Source organism: Kitasatospora sp. NPDC001175 (assembly GCF_053598215.1).
In genome coordinates this window covers 53,870-72,245 of sequence record NZ_JBSFJU010000003.1, presented here as the reverse complement: position 1 = coordinate 72,245, position 18,376 = coordinate 53,870, and the positions used below count along the sequence as shown (strand labels likewise).

The window sequence follows — 18,376 nt, the reverse complement described above, 5'->3', positions numbered from 1 at the left end:
CTGACCGTATTTCAATCACACGAGCGAGAGTCCGTCATGCCGCGTTCCACCACCTCCGCCCGCCTCTCCCGTCGCGGCCTGCTGGCCGCCGGCGGTGCCGCCGCCGTCGGAACCCTGCTCACCGCCTGCGGCGGGAAGGGGAGTTCGAGCTCGGCGGGGAAGGACTCGACCGACGCGAAGGGCGGATCCTCCGGCCCGTGGTCCTTCACCGACGACCGGAAGAAGGAGGTCACCGCCAAGACCACCCCCATCCGCATCGTGGCCTTCACCGGTACGGCGGCCGCCCTGGTCGACTTCGGCCTGGACCGGCAGATCGTCGGCGTCTTCGGCGAGACCAAGCTGGCGGACGGCAAGCCCGATCCGCAGGCCGGCGACCTCGACGTCGACAAGGTGGCGGTCCTCGGCAACGTCTGGGGCGAGTTCAGCATCGAGAAGTACGCGAGCCTGCGGCCCGAGCTGCTGGTGACCCACATGTACAACCCGGACGCGCTCTGGTACGTCCCGGACGAGAGCAAGGACAAGATCCTCCAGCTCGCCCCCAGCGTGGCCATCGCCACCGCCCGGCTGCCGATGACCGAGCCGATCAAGCGCTATGCCGAGCTCGCCGCCGCGCTCGGTGCGGACCTGAACGCAAGGAAGGTCACCGACGCCAAGGCGCGGTTCGAGGCGGCGGCGGAGCGCGTGCGCAAGGCGGCCAAGGCGAACGGCGGTCTCAGGGTGCTCGCCGCGTCCGGCAGTTCGGACGTCTTCTACGCCTCCAACCCGAAGATCAGCACCGATCTGATGTACTTCGCCGAACTCGGCGTGGACCTGATCGTCCCGGACAAGCTGGACGAGGGCGGCTACTTCGAGAGCCTCAGCTGGGAGAACGCCGGCAAGTACCCGGCGGGCCTGATCCTGCTGGACGAGCGCAACACCGCGCTGCAGCCGTCCGACCTCGCGTCCAAGCCCGCTTGGTCCCAGCTGCCCGCCGTCCGGGCGGGGCAGATCACCCCGTGGAACTCGGTGCCGCGGTTCTCCTACGCGGGTGCCGCGCCGCTGCTGGAGAGCCTGGCCAAGGCCATCGAGGCTGCCAAGAAGGTGAGTTGACCGATGGCGACCGAACTCGCCCCGGTGACCTCGCAGTTCCGGCTCTTCGCGGCCGAGGTGGTGCGCACCTGCCGCCTCGGACCGACGATGACGCGGATCACCTTCGGCGGTGAGCAGTTGAAGGACTTCGCCTCGGGCGGCCGGGACCAGAGCTTCTCGCTATTCCTGCCGCGCCCCGGGCAGCGCGAGCCGGTGGTGCCGGCGCGGTTCGGCGAGAGCTGGTACGCCGACTGGCGGGCCATCCACCCGGAGCGGCGGGCGGTGATGCGCTCGTACACGATCCGCGCGCAGCGGCCCGAACTCGCCGAGTTGGACGTGGACTTCGCGCTGCACGGCGCCGAGGGGCCGGCGGCCGGTGCGGCGGCGGGGCCGGCGGCCCGCTGGGCCGCGCGGGCGTCGGCCGGCGACCGGGTCTGCCTGCTGGGCCCGGCGATGGCAGACAACCGCAGTGTCGGGTTCCGTCCGCCGGCCGGCACCGACTGGGTGCTGCTCGCCGCCGACGAGACCGGCCTGCCAGCCGTCGGCGGGATCCTGGACTGGCTGCCGGCCGGGACCAGGGCCAGGGTGTGGATCGAGGTCCCCAGTCCCGAGGACATCCAGGACCTGCCGAGCTCGGGCGAGGTGGAGATCACCTGGCTGATCCGCAACGGCCGGAGCACACTGCCGGACGCGATCCGGGCGGCCGAACTCCCGGACGGTTCGCCGTACGCGTGGATCGCCGGCGAGTCCGGCCTGGTGAAGGCGGTGCGGCGGTACCTGGTGGGCGAGCTGGGGATCGACCGGCGGCTGGTCAACTTCTCCGGCTACTGGCGCAAGGGCGTCTCCGAGGAGGACCTCCGGGTCGAGGCACGAGCCTAGTTCTCTTCCGAGGGGCGCCGTGTGGGCAACCCTGCTGCGGTGGCGGCGGGTCGCCCGCACGGCGCCCCTCACGCATGTCTGACGCCGGATCGGTCAATCGTGACGATCCATCACGAACGTGGTCGAACTCTTGGTAAAAGTTAGGATAGGCTTACCTAAGCAATGGCAGCAGCGACTGTTGAGGACCACTCATGAGTTTCCAGGGACACCCCGTCGAGACCCGGCCGGCAGGCGCCAGGGAGCACCTCTTCAACGGCCGTACGGTGGAGGGATACCGGCACTCGCTCACCGCCGGGATCGACCGGGTGGCCGCCCGGATCGCCCGCACCGAACGCCCCTTCAGTGGAACCACCCCCGACCGGCTCGCACCCGAGATATCGGCCGTCGACCTGGAACAGCCGCTGCACGACCCCGCCGCCGCCCTCGCCGAGCTGGAGGACGTCTACCTGCGGGACGCCGTGTACTTCCACCACCCGCGCTACCTGGCGCACCTCAACTGCCCGGTGGTCATCCCGGCCCTGCTCGGCGAGGCCATCCTCAGCGCCGTCAACTCCTCGCTCGACACCTGGGACCAGAGCGCCGGCGGCACCCTGATCGAGCGCCGGCTGATCGACTGGACCGCCGAGCGGATCGGCCTCGGCCCGGCGGCCGACGGCGTGTTCACCAGCGGCGGCAGCCAGTCCAACCTGCACGCCCTGCTGCTCGCCCGCGAGGAGGCCCGTGCCCGGGCCGCCGCCGGTTCGGACACATCGCCGACCAGGGCCGAGCTCCTCCCGAAGCTGCGCATCCTCGCCTCCGCGGCCGGCCACTTCAGCGTCCAGAAGTCCGCGAAGCTCCTCGGCCTCGGCCCGGACGCGGTCATCCCGGTCGCCACCGACCAGGACCGCCGGATGCGCCCCGCCGTCCTCGCCCGCGAACTCGACCGCTGCCGCCGCGAGGGCCTGACGGTGATGGCCGTGGTCGCCACCGCCGGCACCACCGACTTCGGCTCCATCGACCCGCTGCCGCAGATCGCCGACCTGTGCGCCGCCGCGGGCGCCTGGCTGCACGTGGACGCCGCGTACGGCTGCGGACTGCTCGCCTCCCGCACCAGGCGGCACCTGCTGGACGGGATCGAGCGGGCCGACTCGGTGACCGTCGACTACCACAAGTCCTTCTTCCAGCCGGTCAGTTCGAGTGCGCTGCTGGTCCGCGACGCCGCCGTGCTGCGTCACGCCACCTACCACGCCGACTACCTCAACCCGGCCCGGATGGCCGAGCAGAAGATCCCCAACCAGGTCGACAAGAGCCTGCAGACCACCCGCCGGTTCGACGCCCTCAAGCTCTGGCTCACCCTGCGCATCATGGGCGCCGACGCGATCGGCGAACTCTTCGACGAGGTCGTCGACCGCGCCGCGCAGGCCTGGGAACTGCTCACCGAGGACCCGCGCTTCGAGGTGGTCACCAGGTCCCAGCTGAGCACCGTGGTCTTCCGCTACCTGCCCGAGGCCGGGCCGGCACGCGAACTCGCCGACGACGCCAACCTGTTCGCCCGCGAGGCGCTGGCCGCCTCCGGCGCGGCGGTGGTCGCCGGCACCAAGGTGGACGACCGGCACTACCTGAAGTTCACCCTGCTCAACCCCGAGACCACGCTCGCGGACATCGCCCACGTCCTCGACCTGCTGGCCGGCCACGCAGAGGACTACCTGAGCCGGAAGGCCGCCCCCGAGCTCTGCCGCCAGGCCGGCTGACCCCCGCCCACCCCCGACACCCACCCCGGAGACGCGCATGACCACCTACGACTTCATCGGGATCGGGCTCGGCCCCTACAACCTGGGCCTGGCCTGCCTGACCGAGCCGCTCGACGAGCTGAACGGCCTGTTCCTGGAGAGCAAGCCGGACTTCGACTGGCACCCCGGCATGCTGCTGGAGTCCGCCACCCTGCAGACCCCCTTCATGGCCGACCTGGTCACCCTGGCCGACCCGACCTCGCCGTACTCCTTCCTCAACTACCTCAAGGAGACCGGCCGGCTGTACCCCTTCTACATCCGCGAGATGTTCTACCCGGTGCGCAGCGAGTACGACGAGTACTGCCGCTGGGCGGCCGCCAAGCTGCGCGGCATCCGCTTCGACCAGGAGGTGACCTCGGTCGAGTACGACCCGCGCGCGAGCGTGTACCTCGTCCACGCGGTGCGGCCCGGCACCTTCGAGACCACCACGTACCGCGCCAGGCGCCTCGTCCTGGGTACCGGCACCCCGCCGTACGTTCCCGAAGCCTGCCAGGGCCTCGCCGGCGACGCCGTGCACAACTCCGGTTACCTGGAGGCCAAGACGGCCCTGCAGACGAAGGAGAGCATCACCGTCGTCGGCAGCGGCCAGAGCGCCGCCGAGATCTACTACGACCTGCTGTCCGAGATGGACGCCCACGGCTACCGGCTCAACTGGGTGACCAGGTCGCCGCGGTTCTTCCCGCTGGAGTACACCAAGCTCACCCTGGAGATGACCTCGCCCGAGTACGTGGACTACTTCCACGCCCTCCCCGAGGACACCCGCCACCGGCTGGAGTCCGAACAGAAGGGCCTGTTCAAGGGCATCAACGCCGACCTGATCAACGGCATCTTCGACCTGCTCTACCAGAAGAGCGTCAAGGGCCCGGTGCCCACGCGGCTGATGACCAACACCGCGCTGCACAGCGCCGTCCACGACCCCGCCACCGGCCTCTACACCCTCGGACTGCGCCACGAGGAGCAGGGTCGGGACTTCCGCCTCGCCACCCACGGACTGGTCCTGGCCACCGGCTACCGCTACCGGACCCCGGCCTTCCTCGCGCCGCTGCACGAGCGGATCCGCTGGGACGGGCACGGCCGCTTCGACGTCGCCCGCAACTACAGCATCGACACCACGGGCCGCGAGATCTTCCTGCAGAACGCCGGCACCCACACCCACAGCATCACCTCACCCGACCTGGGCATGGGCCCGTACCGCAACTCCTGGATCATCCGCGAGCTGCTGGGCCGCGAGGTCTACCCGATAGAGAAGTCCATCGCCTTCCAGGAGTTCGGCGCGCCGGAGGGGCTGGTCGCATGAGTGGCATCCTCTTCTCCCGCACCGACGCGCGGCTCGGCACCATGGCGGTGCGCCCGCTCGACCCCGACGCCGACGCCGAGCTGCTGCACGGCTGGGTGACCCACCCCAAGGCGGCGTTCTGGATGATGCAGGACGCCGATGTGTCCGAGGTCCGCAGCGAGTACCGCAAGATAGCCGAACACCCGTGCCACGACGCCTACATCGGCCTGGTCGACGGCGAGGCGGCCTTCCTCGTCGAACGCTACGACCCGGCCCGGCTGGAACTCGTCGGCCTGTACGACGCCCAGCCGGGAGACGTCGGCATGCACTTCCTCTGCGCACCCACCGACCAACCGGTGCACGGCTTCACCCGGGCCGTGATCACCACCGTGATGGCGTTCGTCCTCACCGATCCGGCCGCCCGCCGCGTGGTGGTCGAGCCGGACGTCCGCAACACGGCGGTCCACGCGCTGAACGCCGCCGTCGGCTTCGAGGTGGTCGGCCCGGTCACCAAGCCCGAGAAGGAGGCGCTGCTCAGCGTCTGCACCCGCGAGCAGTTCCTCGCCGCTATCCAAGGAGTGACCCCGTGCTGAACCTTCCGGGGGCAGACCCCCGCACTCCGGGCCCGATCGACGCCGTCGCCCATCTGACGCCGGAGCACTGGGCCCTGGCCAACCGGATGCTGGTCCGCAAGGCGCTCGCCGAGTTCGCCCACGAGCGCCTGCTCACCCCGCGGCAGCAGGCCGACGGCCGGTACGGCGTCCGCAGCGACGACGGCGCCGTCGAGTACCGCTTCACCGCCCGGCTGCTCTCCCTCGACCACTGGCAGATCGACGCCGGAAGCATCACCCGGAACCGCGAAGGCGCCGAACTCCCGCTCGACGCAACCGACTTCATCATCGAGCTGCAGGAGACCCTCGGCCTCACCCCGCAGATCCTGCCGGTCTACCTGGAGGAGATCGCCTCCACCCTCGCCGGCAGCGCCTACAAGCTCGGCAAGCCGCAGACCTGCGCCGCCGAACTCGCCAAGGCCGGCTTCCAGGCGATCGAAACCGGGATGACCGAGGGCCACCCGGGCTTCGTCGCCAACAACGGCCGGATCGGCTTCGGCATCCACGAGTACCACGCCTACGCGCCCGAGGCCGCCCGCCCGGTCCGGCTGATCTGGCTCGCCGCCCACCGCGACCACTCCACCTTCACCTCCTGTGCCGACCTCGACTACGACACCCTCGTCAGGCAGGAGCTGGGCGAGGAAGTGCTCGGCCGCTTCGCCGGCACCATGGCCTCCCTCGGCCTCGACCCCGCCGACTACCACCTGCTGCCCGTCCACCCCTGGCAGTGGTGGAACAAGCTCTCGGTGACCTTCGCCGCCGAGGTCGCCCAGCGGCGGATCGTCTGCCTCGGCCCCGGCGACGACGAGTACCTGGCCCAGCAGTCCATCCGCACCTTCTTCAACACCACCGACCCGTCGAAGCACTATGTGAAGACCGCCCTCTCGGTCCTCAACATGGGCTTCATGCGCGGACTCTCGGCCGCCTACATGGAGGCCACCCCCGCCATCAACGACTGGCTCGCCGAACTGATCGCCAGCGACGAGGTCCTGCGCGCCACCAGGCTGACGGTGATCCGCGAAAGGGCCGCCATCGGCTACCGCCACCCCCAGTTCGAGGCCGCCACCGACCGGTACTCCCCGTACCGCAAGATGCTCGCCGCGCTCTGGCGGGAGAGTCCCGTCGCGGGCCTGCGGCCCGGACAGCGGCTGGCCACCATGGCCAGCCTGCTGCACACCGACCGCGAGGGCCGCTCGCTGGCCGCCGCGCTCATCGAACAGTCCGGCCTCGCCCCCGAGGTGTGGCTGCGCCGCTACCTGGACGCCTACCTCACGCCGCTGCTGCACTGCTTCTACGCCCACGACCTGGCCTTCATGCCACACGGCGAGAACGTCATCCTCGTCCTCGACGCCGACGGCACGGTACAGCGCGCGATCTTCAAGGACATCGCCGAGGAGATCGTGGTGATGAACCCGGACGCCGACCTGCCCCCGCAGGTCGCGCGGATCAGGGCCGACGTCCCGGAGCACATGAAGCTGCTCTCCGTCTTCACCGACGTCTTCGACTGCTTCTTCCGCTACCTCAACGCCATCCTGGCGGATGGGGGCACCCTGGACGAGGACACCTTCTGGCGCACCGTCGCCGAGTGCGCGGCCGACTACCGGGCCTCGGTGCCGCAGCTCGCCGACCGCCTCGCCAGGTACGACCTGTTCGCCGAGGAGTTCCCGCTCTCCTGCCTCAACCGGCTGCAACTGCGCAACAACCAGCAGATGGTGGACCTCGCGGACCCGTCCGGCGCCCTCCAGCTGGTCGGCACCCTGCGCAACCCCATCGCCCGGTTCGCCCCGACGCCGTGACGCTCACCACCGGCACCACCGCCGGGCCGGGGACCGGACAGACCCGGTCCCCGGCCCGGTGGGCGATCCTCGCCGTCATCTGCCTCGCCCAGTTCGCGGCGGTACTCGACAACACCGTCCTGAACGTGGCGATCCCCTCGCTCACCCGGGACCTGGACGCGACCACCAGCGACGTCCAGTGGATCGTCAACGCCTACTCCCTGGTCCAGTCGGGGCTGCTGCTCGCCGCGGGCAGCGCCGCCGACCGCTACGGCCGCAAACGGCTGCTGCTGGCCGGCCTCACGGTCTTCGGCGCCGGCTCACTGGCCGCCGGACTCGCCGACACCACCGGCCAGTTGACCGCTGCCCGGGCGGGCATGGGGATCGGCGGCGCACTGCTGCTCACCACCACCCTCGCCGTGGTGGTCCAGGTCTTCGATGCCGCGGAGCGCCCCCGGGCGATCGGCGTCTGGGGCGCGGTCAACGCCCTCGGCTTCGCCGCCGGGCCGCCGATCGGCGGCCTGGTGCTCGCCCACTTCCACTGGGGTGCGCTCTTCCTGGCCAACCTCCCGGTGGTGGTGTTCGCCCTCCTGGCGGTGCGGCTGCTGGTCCCCGAGTCCAGGGCACCCGGCGGCGGTCCGCCCGACCTGCTCGGCGTACTGCTGTCCACCGTCGGCATGACGGCGGTGGTCCTGGCGATCACCCAGGGCCCGGAGTCCGGCTGGTCCTCGCCCCGGGTGCTGCTGCCGGCGGCGGGCGGGCTGCTCGTCCTCGCCGCCTTCGCACGGTGGGAACACCACGTCCGCCACCCGATGCTGGACCCGCACTTCTTCCGGGACCGCCGCTTCGTCGGCGCGGTGGTGGGCGTGGTCCTGATCACCTTCGGCAGCGCCGGGGTGCTCTTCCTGCTCACCCAGCAGCTCCAGTTCGTCCACGGCTACTCGCCGCTGGCGGCCGGACTGCACCTCGCGCCGTTCGCACTCACCGTGGTCGTCCTCAACGCCACCGGGCTCACCGCCCGGGTGGTCGGCCGACTGGGACACCCGCTCGCCATCGCCTCCGGCATGAGCCTGCTCGCGGGGGGCTTCGTGGCCGTCGCACTCTCCGCCGGCTACGGCCCGCTGCTGCTCGGCCTGCTCCTGATGGGCACCGGCTGCGCCTTCGCCAACCCGGCCATCGTCGAGGCCGTCATGAGCGCCATCCCCCCGGACAGGGCGGGCGCCGGCGCCGGCGTCGACGGCACCATGGCCGAGATCGGCAACAGCCTCGGAGTCGCCGCCCTGGGCGCCGTCCTGAACGCCCGCTTCGCCGCGCTGCTCCCCGCCGCCGCGGCGGGCGCCGGCTCCCTGCCGGCCGCACTCGCGGCCGCCCGCACGGAGGCGGACCGCGCCGCCGTCCTGGAGGCCTTCACGGCCGGGATCTCCACCAGCCAACTCCTCGGCGCGGCCGCCGTGCTGGTCGGCGGTTGCCTGGCGGCGGTGCTGCTGCGTAGCGCCGGAAGGGTGGTCCACCCCGTCCCACCGCCCGAGGACGTAGGTCCCCGGCCCGATGACAACGCTTCCCGCGGACTGGCAGAAAAGATCCATGAGTGAGACCCGGATCGACGCGTCATCGGCCGACGCCTACCTCGACCGCATCGGTGCCACCCGCCCGTCCCGGCCGGATGCGGACGCCCTCCGTGAACTGCACCAACGACACCTGCGCAGCGTCCCGTTCGAGAACCTGAGCATCCATCTCGGCGAGGACATCGTGCTGGAGCCGAAGGCGCTGGTCGAGAAGGTGACCGTGGCGCGGCGCGGTGGCTTCTGCTACGAACTCAACGGCGCCTTCGCCGCGTTGCTCAGCGAACTGGGCTACCCCGTCAGCCTGCTCTCCGCGCGGGTCTTCCAGAACGGCGGGTACGGGCCGCCCTTCGACCACCTCGCGCTGCGGGTCGACACCCCCGAACCGTGGCTGGTGGACGTGGGGTTCGGACGGCACACCGAGTTCCCGCTCCGGCTGGACCGCCGGGACGACCAGGCCGACCCCGGCGGCGTCTTCCGGATCACCGAGACCGCCGCCGGGGACCTGGACGTGTACCGGGACGGCGAGCCGCAGTACCGTCTCGAACAACGCCCGCGCGTGCTGGCCGACTTCGAGCCCACCTGCTGGTGGCAGCGCACCTCCCCGAAGTCGCACTTCAGCCGCTCCCTGGTCTGCTCCCGCCTCACCGAGCACGGCCGGATCACGCTCTCCGGTCGCACCCTGGTCACCACCGTCGCGGGGGAGCGCCAAGAGGAGGAGCTCGCCGAGGCCGCGCTGCTCGCCGCCTACCGGGACCACTTCGGCCTGGCACTGGACCGGATCCCGACGCTCCCCGGGCAGTGACCGCCGCACCGCCCCGGACGGCTCCGCCCGGGGCGGTGTGCGGCTGCCGCAGGCTACTTCTCCGGCTGGGAAATGAGGCAGAAGGCCGCGCCGAGGTCGTCCCGGACGACGGCCACCCGGCCATAGGGGGTGTCGAACGGCTCGACCTCGACCCGGCCGCCGAGCTCGACCACCCGTGAGCAGCACCGGTCGGTGTCGGCCACCGAGAAGTAGGTGTTCCAGAACGACGGCGCGCCCGCCGGGACACCCGACGGCTGCTCGCCGATGCCGCCGACCGGGTTCCCGGCCACCTTGGCGACGGTGTAGTCCATGTCCGGCATGGCCTCGTACTCGTACCCGAAGACCTGCTGGTAGAAGGACCGGGCGGTGGCCGGGTCGGTGGACAGGTTCTCGTTCCAGGTGAAGGTGCCCGGCTCGTTGGCGAGCCCGGAGCCGCCGTGCGACTTGCCCTGCCAGAGGCCGAAGGCCGCGCCCGCCGGGTCGGCGGCCATCGCCATCCGGCCCTGGTCCGTCACGTCCGTCGGCTCCATCAGCACGGTGCCGCCCGCCTCCCGGATCCTGGTGGCGACCTGGTCGACGTCGTCGGCCGCGAGGTAGGCCGTCCACCTGGGCGGAGCCTGGTCCCCGGGCTGCCGGGGACCGATGCCGGCGACGCGCAGGCCGTGCAGGGTGGCCAGTTGATAACCGCCGCCCGCCTCGCCGGTGTCCTCGTACTTCCAGCCGAACAGCTCGCCGTAGTACTGCTTGCCGGCGGTGACGTCCGGCGTCGTGAGGTCGGTCCAGCACGGGACGCCCTCGCGGTAAGTGGTGATCCTGGACATGGCCTGCGTCCTTAACGCCGAGGTTCCCGGGACGCGTCTTCGCGCCCCTCAGCCAGCGTCGGCCCGGCCGCGGGCCCCCTGCAACCGCTGGGCGGCACCGTCCCGCCGGGCCGAGGGGTCAGCCGCCGAGCCCGGCTCGCACCGGTGCCACCGGGTGCTGCGGCCCGAACCAGTCACCCAGCGCCGCACGCAACCCGGCGGCAGCGGCGGCGGGGGACGCCGACGGTGTGCCCACCCAGGCGGCGTGGCCGTCCGGGCGGACCAGCCTCGGCGAGCAGCTCCTCCACCCGGGTCTGCGGGATCCCCAGGACGTACGGGTGCCGGGTGCGCATGGCGGTCAGGTCGAGTTGGGCCGAACCGGCGAACGCGGTGGCCGGCACGGTCGGGCCCTCGGTCAGGAAGCGGTCCGCGAGGCCCCGGAGGTCCAGCAGCTCCAGGCTGCGGGCGTTGAGGTTGAAGCCGCGGCAGTAGCCGGGCGGGGCCGGGTGGCGTTCGAGCACCAGGGTGCGAACCCCGGTCAGCCCCAGCTCGCAGGCCAGCATCAATCCCGCCGGCCCGGCGCCGGCCACCAGCACCTGGGCGTCCTCGCCGGCTCCGGACGAGTACGGGGCGGACGACGGCGCGTCGGACAGGGGCCGCCCGGCCGGGACCGGCGCGGTCACAGGAGTCTCAGGCATCGGGGGAGACCTCCGGCCACTCCAGGCCGCCCTGCTCGATCTCCTCGGCCGTGTGCAGCACCCACTGCAGCTCCGCCCGGGCCATCGCCTGCGCGTACTCGGCCTCGATCACGAACAGCCGGGGCGCCTTGTGTTGCTCCCTGGCCTCCCGGTACGCCCGCTCACCCGCCGCGATCCGCACCTCCAGCGCCGCCGCCCGTTCGCGCAGCGCCTGTGCCGCCCGCTGCCGTCCCAGCGCGCCCAGGTAGCTGATGGCGGACAGGAACCTCGGGTACTCCTGGGACGGCTCGCGGATCAGTTCGTCCAGCCACTCGGTGAAATGCCGCTGCCCCTGCGGCGTGTGCCGGTAGACGGTACGTGCCGGGCGGCCGCCCACCTGCTCGGTGTCGGCCGCCTCGATCCAGCCGTCGCGGGCCAGCGCCCGCACCGTGTCGTACAGCGATCCGGTGGTCAGCTTGAAGGCCAGGTCCAGCTGCCGCTCCCGCAGCGTGATCGCCATGGCGTGGGGGTGCATGGGCTGCTCCAGCAGCAGGCCCATTACCGCGAGGGCCATGGGGTTCGCGGGTCGTTTGACGGTCATCTCACTCCATACGGTCTTCGGCTCGGAAACGACTACTAGGAAGCAATTACTCGGATCCGAGTTGCCTGTTGCGAAGACTGTAGCCGCCACCGCTGGGGACCGGCTACCGCTTTCGGCCGCCGCCGTATCGACCGCGATCGTCCGCCTCCCCGCCCGCGGTCGAAAGGCGGGCGGCGCAGCAGGGGTACTGCCGGGTCACGCCCGGGGCTGGGAGCAACCGCCGGCCCGGGCTCAGGCGGAGGACGCGGCGACGTTGGTGGCGGTGAGCGCGGGACGGACCGCCTTGGCCAGTGTGACGGCGTCGCCCACCGCCCAGACATGGGTGAAGAAGAGGCGCGGTTCGTCCGTCAGGCCGTGGTTGTGGAGTTCGATGATCTCGATCCCGCCGTGCCGCAGCGCCGAGAGCACCCGCTGGACCTCGCCGGCGACCATGACGAGGTCTCCGTTGAGTGCGGCCCGACCCCCGCCCAGCGGCTGGAAGTTGAAGGCCGAGGTCGCTCCGAGGCCGGGTGGAAGCACGCGGCCGTCGTTGACGATGGTCTCGCGGCGGACGAACACGGTGGTGTACACCTCGCCGCTGTTGGCACCCTTGGCGCCCATCGCGGCGTCGATTCCGGCGGTGTCCAGTTCGAGCGGCTTGGGCGGAGCGGCGGCCGCGACGTGCGCCGGGGTGGCGGTGTGGTTGAGCGCGGCGCGCAGGCCGCGCGCCAGTTCCCCGGCGTCGTGGCCGTGGGCGCAGACGTGGGTCCACCAGACCTCGGGTGTGTGCGACAGCAGGTGCTTGTGGATGGCGGTCTGCGCGATGCCCTGGGCCTGCAGGGCATCGGTCATCCCCTGCAGCTCGCCCTCGGTCACCACCAGGTCGCCCATCAGCATCACCATGCCGTCGTCGTACCGGACGAAGGACGCGTGCGAGCCCAGTGCCAGTCCCGTGCTGACGGGGACGCCACGGGAGACCAGATGCAGGTCCCCGCGCGGGAACGGCGTGTGATGGTACGTCCCGCGGATGAGGTTCCCCGGCCGGCCGAGTGCCTTGACGACGTCCTTCCAGTGCTCCTCGCTGGTGGGTACCGGCCTGAGCTTCTGCCCCCTGCCCATGTCGTGGTGGTCGGTCGATGCGGAGCAGGCGGCCAGTCCCAGGCCGCCCACGGTCAGCCCGGCCGTGGTGAGCAGCCGGCGTCGTGGTACACCGGTCCGGGCGGGCTTCTCGCGGTAGTCGTCTCCGGTCGTCACGGGCACACCTCCAGGGGCCGATGCAAACACAGGAACGACCTCCCGCGTCGTAGCCACGGCGGTGGGGGCGCCGGTGACCCTCCGGAGCGACCAGCGCGATGTGATGGAGCGTCAGATGCGTACGGTGGCACGGCTCGGGGGAGCGGGACACCCGGTCGAGGGGCATCCCGCTCCCCCGGGAGCGGTGTTCCGCTGCCTGCGGTGCGCCAGGGCTCAGCCCTCCGGAGCGGTCCAGCTGCCCAGGGACATCTCGGCGGTGATGCCCGGGCCGAAGCCGGCCAGCAGTCCGTGGTGGCCGTCGAGGGCCGACTGCTCGTCGAACATCCGGGCGAGCGCGTCGAGCACGACCGCACTGGCGATGTTGCCGTACTCGGTCAGGGTGGCCCGGCTGAAGCGGAACGCCTCGGACGGCACCTCCAGGAAGTGGCTCAGGTCGTCCAGGATGCGGGGACCGCCCGCGTGGATGATGTAGAAGTCGAGCTTGCCGACGTTCCACTGGTGCTGCTCGGCCAGTGCGCGCAGCGCCGGGCTGAGGGGCTCCATCGTCCCCGGCACCCGCTTGTCCAGCTGGAAGTGGAAGCCGGTCGAGCGGACCGCGTATGAGATCCAGTCCTCGGTGTTGGGGATGAGGTACGAGGCGTTGCGCTCCAGGCGCATTCCGGTGCCGCCCTCGCCCCGGACCACCGCGGCGGCGATTCCGTCGCCGAACAGACCGTTGGACAGCAGCGATCCCACGCCCAGGTCGGTGGGCTGGTAGCAGAGCGAGCAGAACTCGCAGGCCACGATCAGCACGTTGGCGTCGGGGTACGCAGCGCAGAAGTCATGCGCCCGGTTCACGGCCGCACCGCCGGCGGCACAGCCGAGCTGGGCGATCGGCAGCTGCCGGGTGTCCGACCGGAAACCCATCTTGTTGATCAGCCAGGCCGTCAGCGACGGCATCATGAAGCCGGTGCAGGACACGTACACGATCAAGTCGATCTGCTGCGGCTCCAGTTCGGCCTGGTCGAGGGCTCTGGACACCACGGCCGGGACGCGCGCCTTGGACTCCGCCTCGAAGACGAGGCTCCGCTCGGCCAGGCCCGGGTGTTCCAGCACCACCTCGATCGGCTGGATCAGATGGCGTTTCCGCACTCCGGTGTTCTTGATCAGACGTAGCGCCAGCTCCAGTTGCGGATGGTCGCCATGGAGCCTCCGGGCCAGGTCGAGGGTCTCCTCGTTGGTGATGACATGGTCGGGGACAGCAATCGCCGGTTTGCACAGAACTGCCATGGGGATTTCCTCCTGACGGGCGGTGCTCCCGGTGCGATCCCGGGGGATCGAGGGGATTCACCAGTCGACGGCAGCCGCTGCGGACCGGGCGCGCGGAGGTGGCGCGGCGGTGGGACTCACCAGGGGAAGGCAGACGGGCCGACAGTTGAGGATCGGATGCTCGCTGTGCGGGCGGTCTTGCCGGCCACGAGTCGGCTCGGGCCAGGTCAACCCAGCCTAAGCGGACCGGGGCGATCGCGCACGTCGGCCCGCACACCCACCGGGTGCGCGGGCCGACACGTGCTGCCGCCGGAGCCCCTCCGGCCGTGTTCCCCGGCCGTGGCGACCTCCGTCACCAGGTCACCGGCAGCTCCAGGGGATAGCGCCAGATCGACGTGGTGTTCCACTGGATCTCCTCGGCGGGCTTCGCCAGGGCGATCCGGGGGAAGCGCTCCAGCAGCGTGCCGAAGGCGACCTCGAGCTCGGTGATGGCGAGCGGAGCACCGAGGCAGTGGTGCGCGCCCCAGCCGAACGTCATGTGCGGCGGACTGGTCCGGTCCAGGTCCAGCTCGTCGGGCCGGTCGAACTTGTCGCCGTCCCGGTTGGCGGTCAGGTAGGAGACGTGCACGATGTCGCCCGCCCGGATCGTCACCCCGCTCAGCTCGACGTCCTCCAGGGCGACCCGCGGGATGCCGACGCCCTTGCGGAAGGGAATGAAGCGCAGCATCTCCTGGAGCGCCTGCGGGAGCATCTCGGGCCGCTCGCGCAGCACGGACAGCACGTCGGGCCGGGTGAGCAGGGTGTAGGAGAGGTTGCCGAGCTCGTACGTCGTGGTGTCCTGGCCGGTGATCAGCAGGACCATGGCCATCACGGTGAGTTCCTGGTCGTCGAGGAGCTCGTCCCCGTCACGGGCCGTGGCCAGCGCGCTGATCAGGTCCTCGCCGGGGTTCCTGCGCCGCTGCGCAGTCAGGTCGGCGAAGTACGCCCGCAGGTCGGCCTTGGCCCGGACCGCGTCGGGCTTGTTCTCCAGGCTGACGTTCATCATGGTCCGGGCGTGGGCACGCAGCTGTGCGCTGTCGGGCTCGGGGATCTCCAGGACCTCACAGATGGTGATCAGCGGCAGCGGGTGGGCCATGTGCTCCATGAGGTCGGCCGGGGTGCCGTGCTCCGTCATGGCGTCCAGCAGGCCGTTCACCACGTGCTGGGTGCGGACCCGCATGCGTTCGATGTTGGCGGGCGTGAAGCCCTTGGACACCAGGCTGCGCAGGCGGCTGCTGGCCGGCGGGTCCATGACGTTGATCGCCTCGGCCTGGACGATCGGCTCGGGGGTCATCCGCGGGAAGTCCCGGCCGATGACGGCGTGGCGGCTGAACCGACGGTCGGTGGTCACCGTACGCACGTCCTCGTAGCCGGTGACCAGCCAGGCCTCGCCGTCGCCGTAGGGCAGGCGGATGCGGGACACTGGTGCGTCGTTCATGAGCTCCCTGAGCGTCGGGTCGAACTCGAGGGCCTCGGCGAAGTCGAATGGGCAGTTCCGTGCGCTGGCTCCGGTGGACATGAGGATCTCCGGTCTGGGCTGTGCGGGCTGGATCGGGAGACGGACGGGGTGGACCTGGCACCGGTACCCGATCGGTCGGCCGGGCACACCGGAGGGGGTCCGGTACCCCCGGTAATTCATCCGTGCTGATCAGTGCCCGACGGCGGCCGCGTCCCGATCGGTGCCGGCGGAGCGGACGGACGTGCATCCGGGAGGCCCCGCCGTCCGGACGGCGGGGCCTCCCGGGACGGACCCGCCGATGATCTCTCCCCGGAGCGGTCAGATGACCCCCAGCCGGCTCTCCGTGATCCCCAACTGACATGCGAAGTACGGTTGTTCACAAATGCCGGATGGGATCCACCTGGTGTGTCCGCACCCCGCTCCCGGCGGCGGACGGAACATCCGTACCGCCACGGCTGGTTGAGGGGATTCACCCGTTCGAGCATGGGGTGGTGCGGGGGGAAACCGGGATGCGGCCGGTAGTTTCGGGCTTCGCATACGGATCCTCATGAGGGGTGTGACTGTGCGGGGTTCTGTCCGCGGGTGTGGGCGCGCCTCGGGCCGTCAGCGCGTCCTCGGTCCGGGAGATCGACAGTACGCCGGCACCGACGGCGGCCCCGTCCTCGCGCGCCCTCGCCCCCGTCCCGGCCCAGCGCCGTCCGTTCCCGTCGCAGCGCCGCCGGCCCGCCCCGGCTCGTGGCCGGCACGGACCGGTCACGGCACCCCGCCGATATGCCGGCCAGGCCGCCGAAGGTACCCGGGTCACGATCCACACCACCACCAGAACAGGGCACCCAGATGACCAGTAAAGAGGCCAGGAAGCCGGCCAAGAAGACCAGCAGGAAGAGGAGCGGCCCGTCCGCGTCGGCGACCACGCCCCAGGGCGGCGCGGCGAAGGCGCTGTACCAGGCCATGATCGGCGGCACGGGCCCGGCGGCGACCGGGTGGACCGGTCCGCTCGAGATCGCGCCGCCGCCGAGACCGGGGGAGAAGGTCCTGATCCTCGGCGCCGGCGTCGCGGGCCTGACCGCCGCGTACGAGCTGAGCCTGCTCGGCTTCGACTGCACCGTCCTGGAGGCCCAGAACCGGGTCGGCGGGCGGAACCGCACCGCCCGCAAGGGCGACAAGCTCTACGAGATCGACGACGAGACCGGCGAGATCGTCCACACCCACACCTGCCGCTTCGACGACGGGCTGTACCTCAACCTCGGCCCCGGCCGCATCCCGTACCACCACCGGCGGGTGCTCAAGTACTGTCGGGACTTCAAGGTGGCGCTCGAACCGTACGTCATGGAGACCACGGCCAACCTGGTCCGGCCGGCGGGGCTGGAGGTGACCTGGCCCAACCGCCGGGTGGCCAACGACACCCGCGGGTACATCGCGGCGAAGCTGGCCGAGACGCTGACGGCCAAGGACCGGTTCACCGGTGAACTGCGCGACCTGCTGCGGGCGTTCGGCAAGCTCGACACCAACGGCAAGTACGAGGGCTCCACCCGCTCCGGATACCTGTACGACCCGGTGATCGAGGAGCCGGCCCCGGAGCCGGCGCCGCCGCTGGACTTCGAGGACCTGGTGGAGTCGGGCTTCTGGCGGGCCCGGTTCTACCAGCCGGTGGACTACCTGTGGCAGGCCACGATGTTCCAGCCGGTGGGCGGCATGGACAGGATCGTCGACGCGCTGGCCCGCGAGGCCAGGCTGGCCGGTGCGGAGATCCTGCTGGAGGCCGAGGTCACCGACATCGAGATCGACCCGGACGGGCCCGGGGTCACCGTGACCTACTGGAAGGACGGCGAGGCGTACGAGACCGAGGCCCGCTACTGCGTGAGCAACATCCCGATCCCGGCGCTCAAGCAGATCGGCCGGGACGGCTTCTCGGACGAGTTCGAGGCCGTGATCGACGTCGTCGAGTTCGACAAGACCTGCAAGGTGGGCTGGCAGGCCAACAAGCGCTTCTGGGAAGGCGGTTTCGACGGCGGCAACGACCTCGAGGGCATCTACGGCGGCATCAGCTGGACGTCCCACAACATCACCCAGCTGTGGTACCCCTCCAACGACTACTTCACCGAGAAGGGCACCCTGACCGGCGCCTACAACTTCGGCGACGAGGCCGAGGAGCTCGGCGACCTGCCGGTCAACGAGCGGCTGGAGCTGGCCCGCGAGGGTGCGATCCAGCTGCACCCCGAGTTCGAGAACGACGACCTGGTGCCGGCGAGCAAGGGCGTCACCATCGCCTGGCACAAGGTGCCCTACCAGCTGGGCGGTTGGGCCCACTGGGAGCCGGGCAACCCGGACCACGAAGAGGCCTACCGGCAACTGCTCCAGCCCGAGGGCGGTGACGTCTTCTACGTCACCGGCGACCAGATCTCCCCGCTGCCGGGCTGGCAGGAGGGCGCCATGATGTCGGCCCACTTCGTCACCCAGCAGATCCTCGGCTTCATTCCGCTCACCGTCCCCGAGGTGGTCGCCGTCCCGGACAGCGTGGCGCTCACCCAGGGCACGTTCTGACCCGCTTTGGCGGGCACGCTCCAAGAAAGC

15 protein-coding genes and 1 pseudogene are annotated in these 18,376 nt (G+C 71.1%); 9 read left to right on the top strand and 7 right to left on the bottom strand.

Annotation, left to right across the window (positions count from 1 at the left end; all coding sequences use genetic code 11):
• Window positions 1-36 precede the first annotated feature (36 nt).
• The 8 genes from ACWDAK_RS03645 to ACWDAK_RS03610 all read left to right on the top strand — a co-directional run bounded on the left by ACWDAK_RS03645 (window position 37) and on the right by ACWDAK_RS03610 (window position 9,745).
• A complete protein-coding gene (locus tag ACWDAK_RS03645; RefSeq protein ID WP_427394371.1) occupies window positions 37-1,089 on the top strand; it encodes an ABC transporter substrate-binding protein in 1,053 nt (350 codons plus the stop codon).
• 3 nt (window positions 1,090-1,092) lie between these two features.
• A complete protein-coding gene (locus ACWDAK_RS03640) occupies window positions 1,093-1,947 on the top strand; it encodes a siderophore-interacting protein (protein WP_344634558.1) in 855 nt (284 codons plus the stop codon).
• Between the two features lie 191 nt (window positions 1,948-2,138).
• On the top strand, window positions 2,139-3,677 hold the full coding sequence (locus tag ACWDAK_RS03635; protein ID WP_427394370.1) for a pyridoxal phosphate-dependent decarboxylase family protein: 1,539 nt from the start codon (window positions 2,139-2,141) through the stop codon (window positions 3,675-3,677).
• A 37-nt stretch (window positions 3,678-3,714) separates the two neighbouring features.
• A complete protein-coding gene (locus ACWDAK_RS03630; protein ID WP_427394369.1) occupies window positions 3,715-5,013 on the top strand; it encodes a lysine N(6)-hydroxylase/L-ornithine N(5)-oxygenase family protein in 1,299 nt (432 codons plus the stop codon).
• Window positions 5,010-5,585 (top strand): GNAT family N-acetyltransferase, encoded by a 576-nt coding sequence (locus tag ACWDAK_RS03625; RefSeq protein ID WP_427394368.1) that lies wholly within the window; start codon window positions 5,010-5,012, stop codon window positions 5,583-5,585. Before ACWDAK_RS03630 ends, ACWDAK_RS03625 begins: the two co-directional genes overlap by 4 nt.
• Before the next feature lie 86 nt (window positions 5,586-5,671).
• Window positions 5,672-7,399, top strand: a complete 1,728-nt coding sequence (locus tag ACWDAK_RS03620) for an IucA/IucC family protein (protein WP_344634745.1) — start codon at window positions 5,672-5,674, stop codon at window positions 7,397-7,399.
• A complete protein-coding gene (locus ACWDAK_RS03615; RefSeq protein WP_427394367.1) occupies window positions 7,396-8,970 on the top strand; it encodes an MFS transporter in 1,575 nt (524 codons plus the stop codon). Before ACWDAK_RS03620 ends, ACWDAK_RS03615 begins: the two co-directional genes overlap by 4 nt.
• Entirely contained in the window at window positions 8,963-9,745 is a 783-nt protein-coding gene (locus ACWDAK_RS03610) for an arylamine N-acetyltransferase family protein (RefSeq protein WP_344634553.1), read from the top strand. Before ACWDAK_RS03615 ends, ACWDAK_RS03610 begins: the two co-directional genes overlap by 8 nt.
• Window positions 9,746-9,798: 53 nt before the next feature.
• Here ACWDAK_RS03610 and ACWDAK_RS03605 read toward each other — a convergent pair whose 3' ends face one another.
• The 7 genes and pseudogenes from ACWDAK_RS03605 to ACWDAK_RS03575 form a co-directional block, all read right to left on the bottom strand.
• Window positions 9,799-10,566: a VOC family protein gene (locus ACWDAK_RS03605; protein ID WP_344634552.1), complete on the bottom strand. Its 768-nt coding sequence runs from the start codon at window positions 10,564-10,566 to the stop codon at window positions 9,799-9,801.
• Between the two features lie 118 nt (window positions 10,567-10,684).
• Window positions 10,685-10,801, bottom strand: a complete 117-nt coding sequence (locus tag ACWDAK_RS03600; RefSeq protein ID WP_344634551.1) for a hypothetical protein — start codon at window positions 10,799-10,801, stop codon at window positions 10,685-10,687.
• 40 nt (window positions 10,802-10,841) lie between these two features.
• Window positions 10,842-11,243, bottom strand: a pseudogene (locus ACWDAK_RS03595) (FAD-dependent monooxygenase); the annotation flags it as partial.
• Entirely contained in the window at window positions 11,236-11,823 is a 588-nt protein-coding gene (locus ACWDAK_RS03590; RefSeq protein WP_344634550.1) for a PadR family transcriptional regulator, read from the bottom strand. The pseudogene ACWDAK_RS03595 and the gene ACWDAK_RS03590, both read right to left, overlap by 8 nt.
• Window positions 11,824-12,054: 231 nt before the next feature.
• Window positions 12,055-13,056, bottom strand: a complete 1,002-nt coding sequence (locus ACWDAK_RS03585; RefSeq protein ID WP_427394366.1) for a DUF1259 domain-containing protein — start codon at window positions 13,054-13,056, stop codon at window positions 12,055-12,057.
• A 213-nt stretch (window positions 13,057-13,269) separates the two neighbouring features.
• Window positions 13,270-14,325, bottom strand: a complete 1,056-nt coding sequence (locus ACWDAK_RS03580; protein WP_344634548.1) for a type III polyketide synthase — start codon at window positions 14,323-14,325, stop codon at window positions 13,270-13,272.
• A gap of 331 nt (window positions 14,326-14,656) precedes the next feature.
• Window positions 14,657-15,862, bottom strand: coding sequence for a cytochrome P450 (locus ACWDAK_RS03575; RefSeq protein ID WP_427394365.1), 1,206 nt, complete (start codon window positions 15,860-15,862; stop codon window positions 14,657-14,659).
• Window positions 15,863-16,639: 777 nt separating this feature from the next.
• Between ACWDAK_RS03575 and ACWDAK_RS03570 the strand changes: the two genes are divergently transcribed.
• Window positions 16,640-18,346 (top strand): flavin monoamine oxidase family protein, encoded by a 1,707-nt coding sequence (locus tag ACWDAK_RS03570; RefSeq protein WP_344634546.1) that lies wholly within the window; start codon window positions 16,640-16,642, stop codon window positions 18,344-18,346.
• The last annotated feature ends 30 nt before the right edge of the window (window positions 18,347-18,376 follow it).

What these genes read in the sequence shown, in the direction of transcription:
- ACWDAK_RS03645 (WP_427394371.1), top strand. Translation starts at nt 37, where the DNA reads ATGCCGCGTTCCACCACCTCCGCCCGCCTCTCCCGTCGCGGCCTGCTG.
- ACWDAK_RS03640 (WP_344634558.1), top strand. Translation starts at nt 1,093, where the DNA reads ATGGCGACCGAACTCGCCCCGGTGACCTCGCAGTTCCGGCTCTTCGCG.
- ACWDAK_RS03635 (WP_427394370.1), top strand. Translation starts at nt 2,139, where the DNA reads ATGAGTTTCCAGGGACACCCCGTCGAGACCCGGCCGGCAGGCGCCAGG.
- ACWDAK_RS03630 (WP_427394369.1), top strand. Translation starts at nt 3,715, where the DNA reads ATGACCACCTACGACTTCATCGGGATCGGGCTCGGCCCCTACAACCTG.
- ACWDAK_RS03625 (WP_427394368.1), top strand. Translation starts at nt 5,010, where the DNA reads ATGAGTGGCATCCTCTTCTCCCGCACCGACGCGCGGCTCGGCACCATG.
- ACWDAK_RS03620 (WP_344634745.1), top strand. Translation starts at nt 5,672, where the DNA reads ATGCTGGTCCGCAAGGCGCTCGCCGAGTTCGCCCACGAGCGCCTGCTC.
- ACWDAK_RS03610 (WP_344634553.1), top strand. Translation starts at nt 8,963, where the DNA reads ATGAGTGAGACCCGGATCGACGCGTCATCGGCCGACGCCTACCTCGAC.
- ACWDAK_RS03605 (WP_344634552.1), bottom strand. Translation starts at nt 10,566, where the DNA reads ATGTCCAGGATCACCACTTACCGCGAGGGCGTCCCGTGCTGGACCGAC.
- ACWDAK_RS03590 (WP_344634550.1), bottom strand. Translation starts at nt 11,823, where the DNA reads ATGACCGTCAAACGACCCGCGAACCCCATGGCCCTCGCGGTAATGGGC.
- ACWDAK_RS03580 (WP_344634548.1), bottom strand. Translation starts at nt 14,325, where the DNA reads ATGGCAGTTCTGTGCAAACCGGCGATTGCTGTCCCCGACCATGTCATC.
- ACWDAK_RS03575 (WP_427394365.1), bottom strand. Translation starts at nt 15,862, where the DNA reads ATGTCCACCGGAGCCAGCGCACGGAACTGCCCATTCGACTTCGCCGAG.
- ACWDAK_RS03570 (WP_344634546.1), top strand. Translation starts at nt 16,640, where the DNA reads ATGACCAGTAAAGAGGCCAGGAAGCCGGCCAAGAAGACCAGCAGGAAG.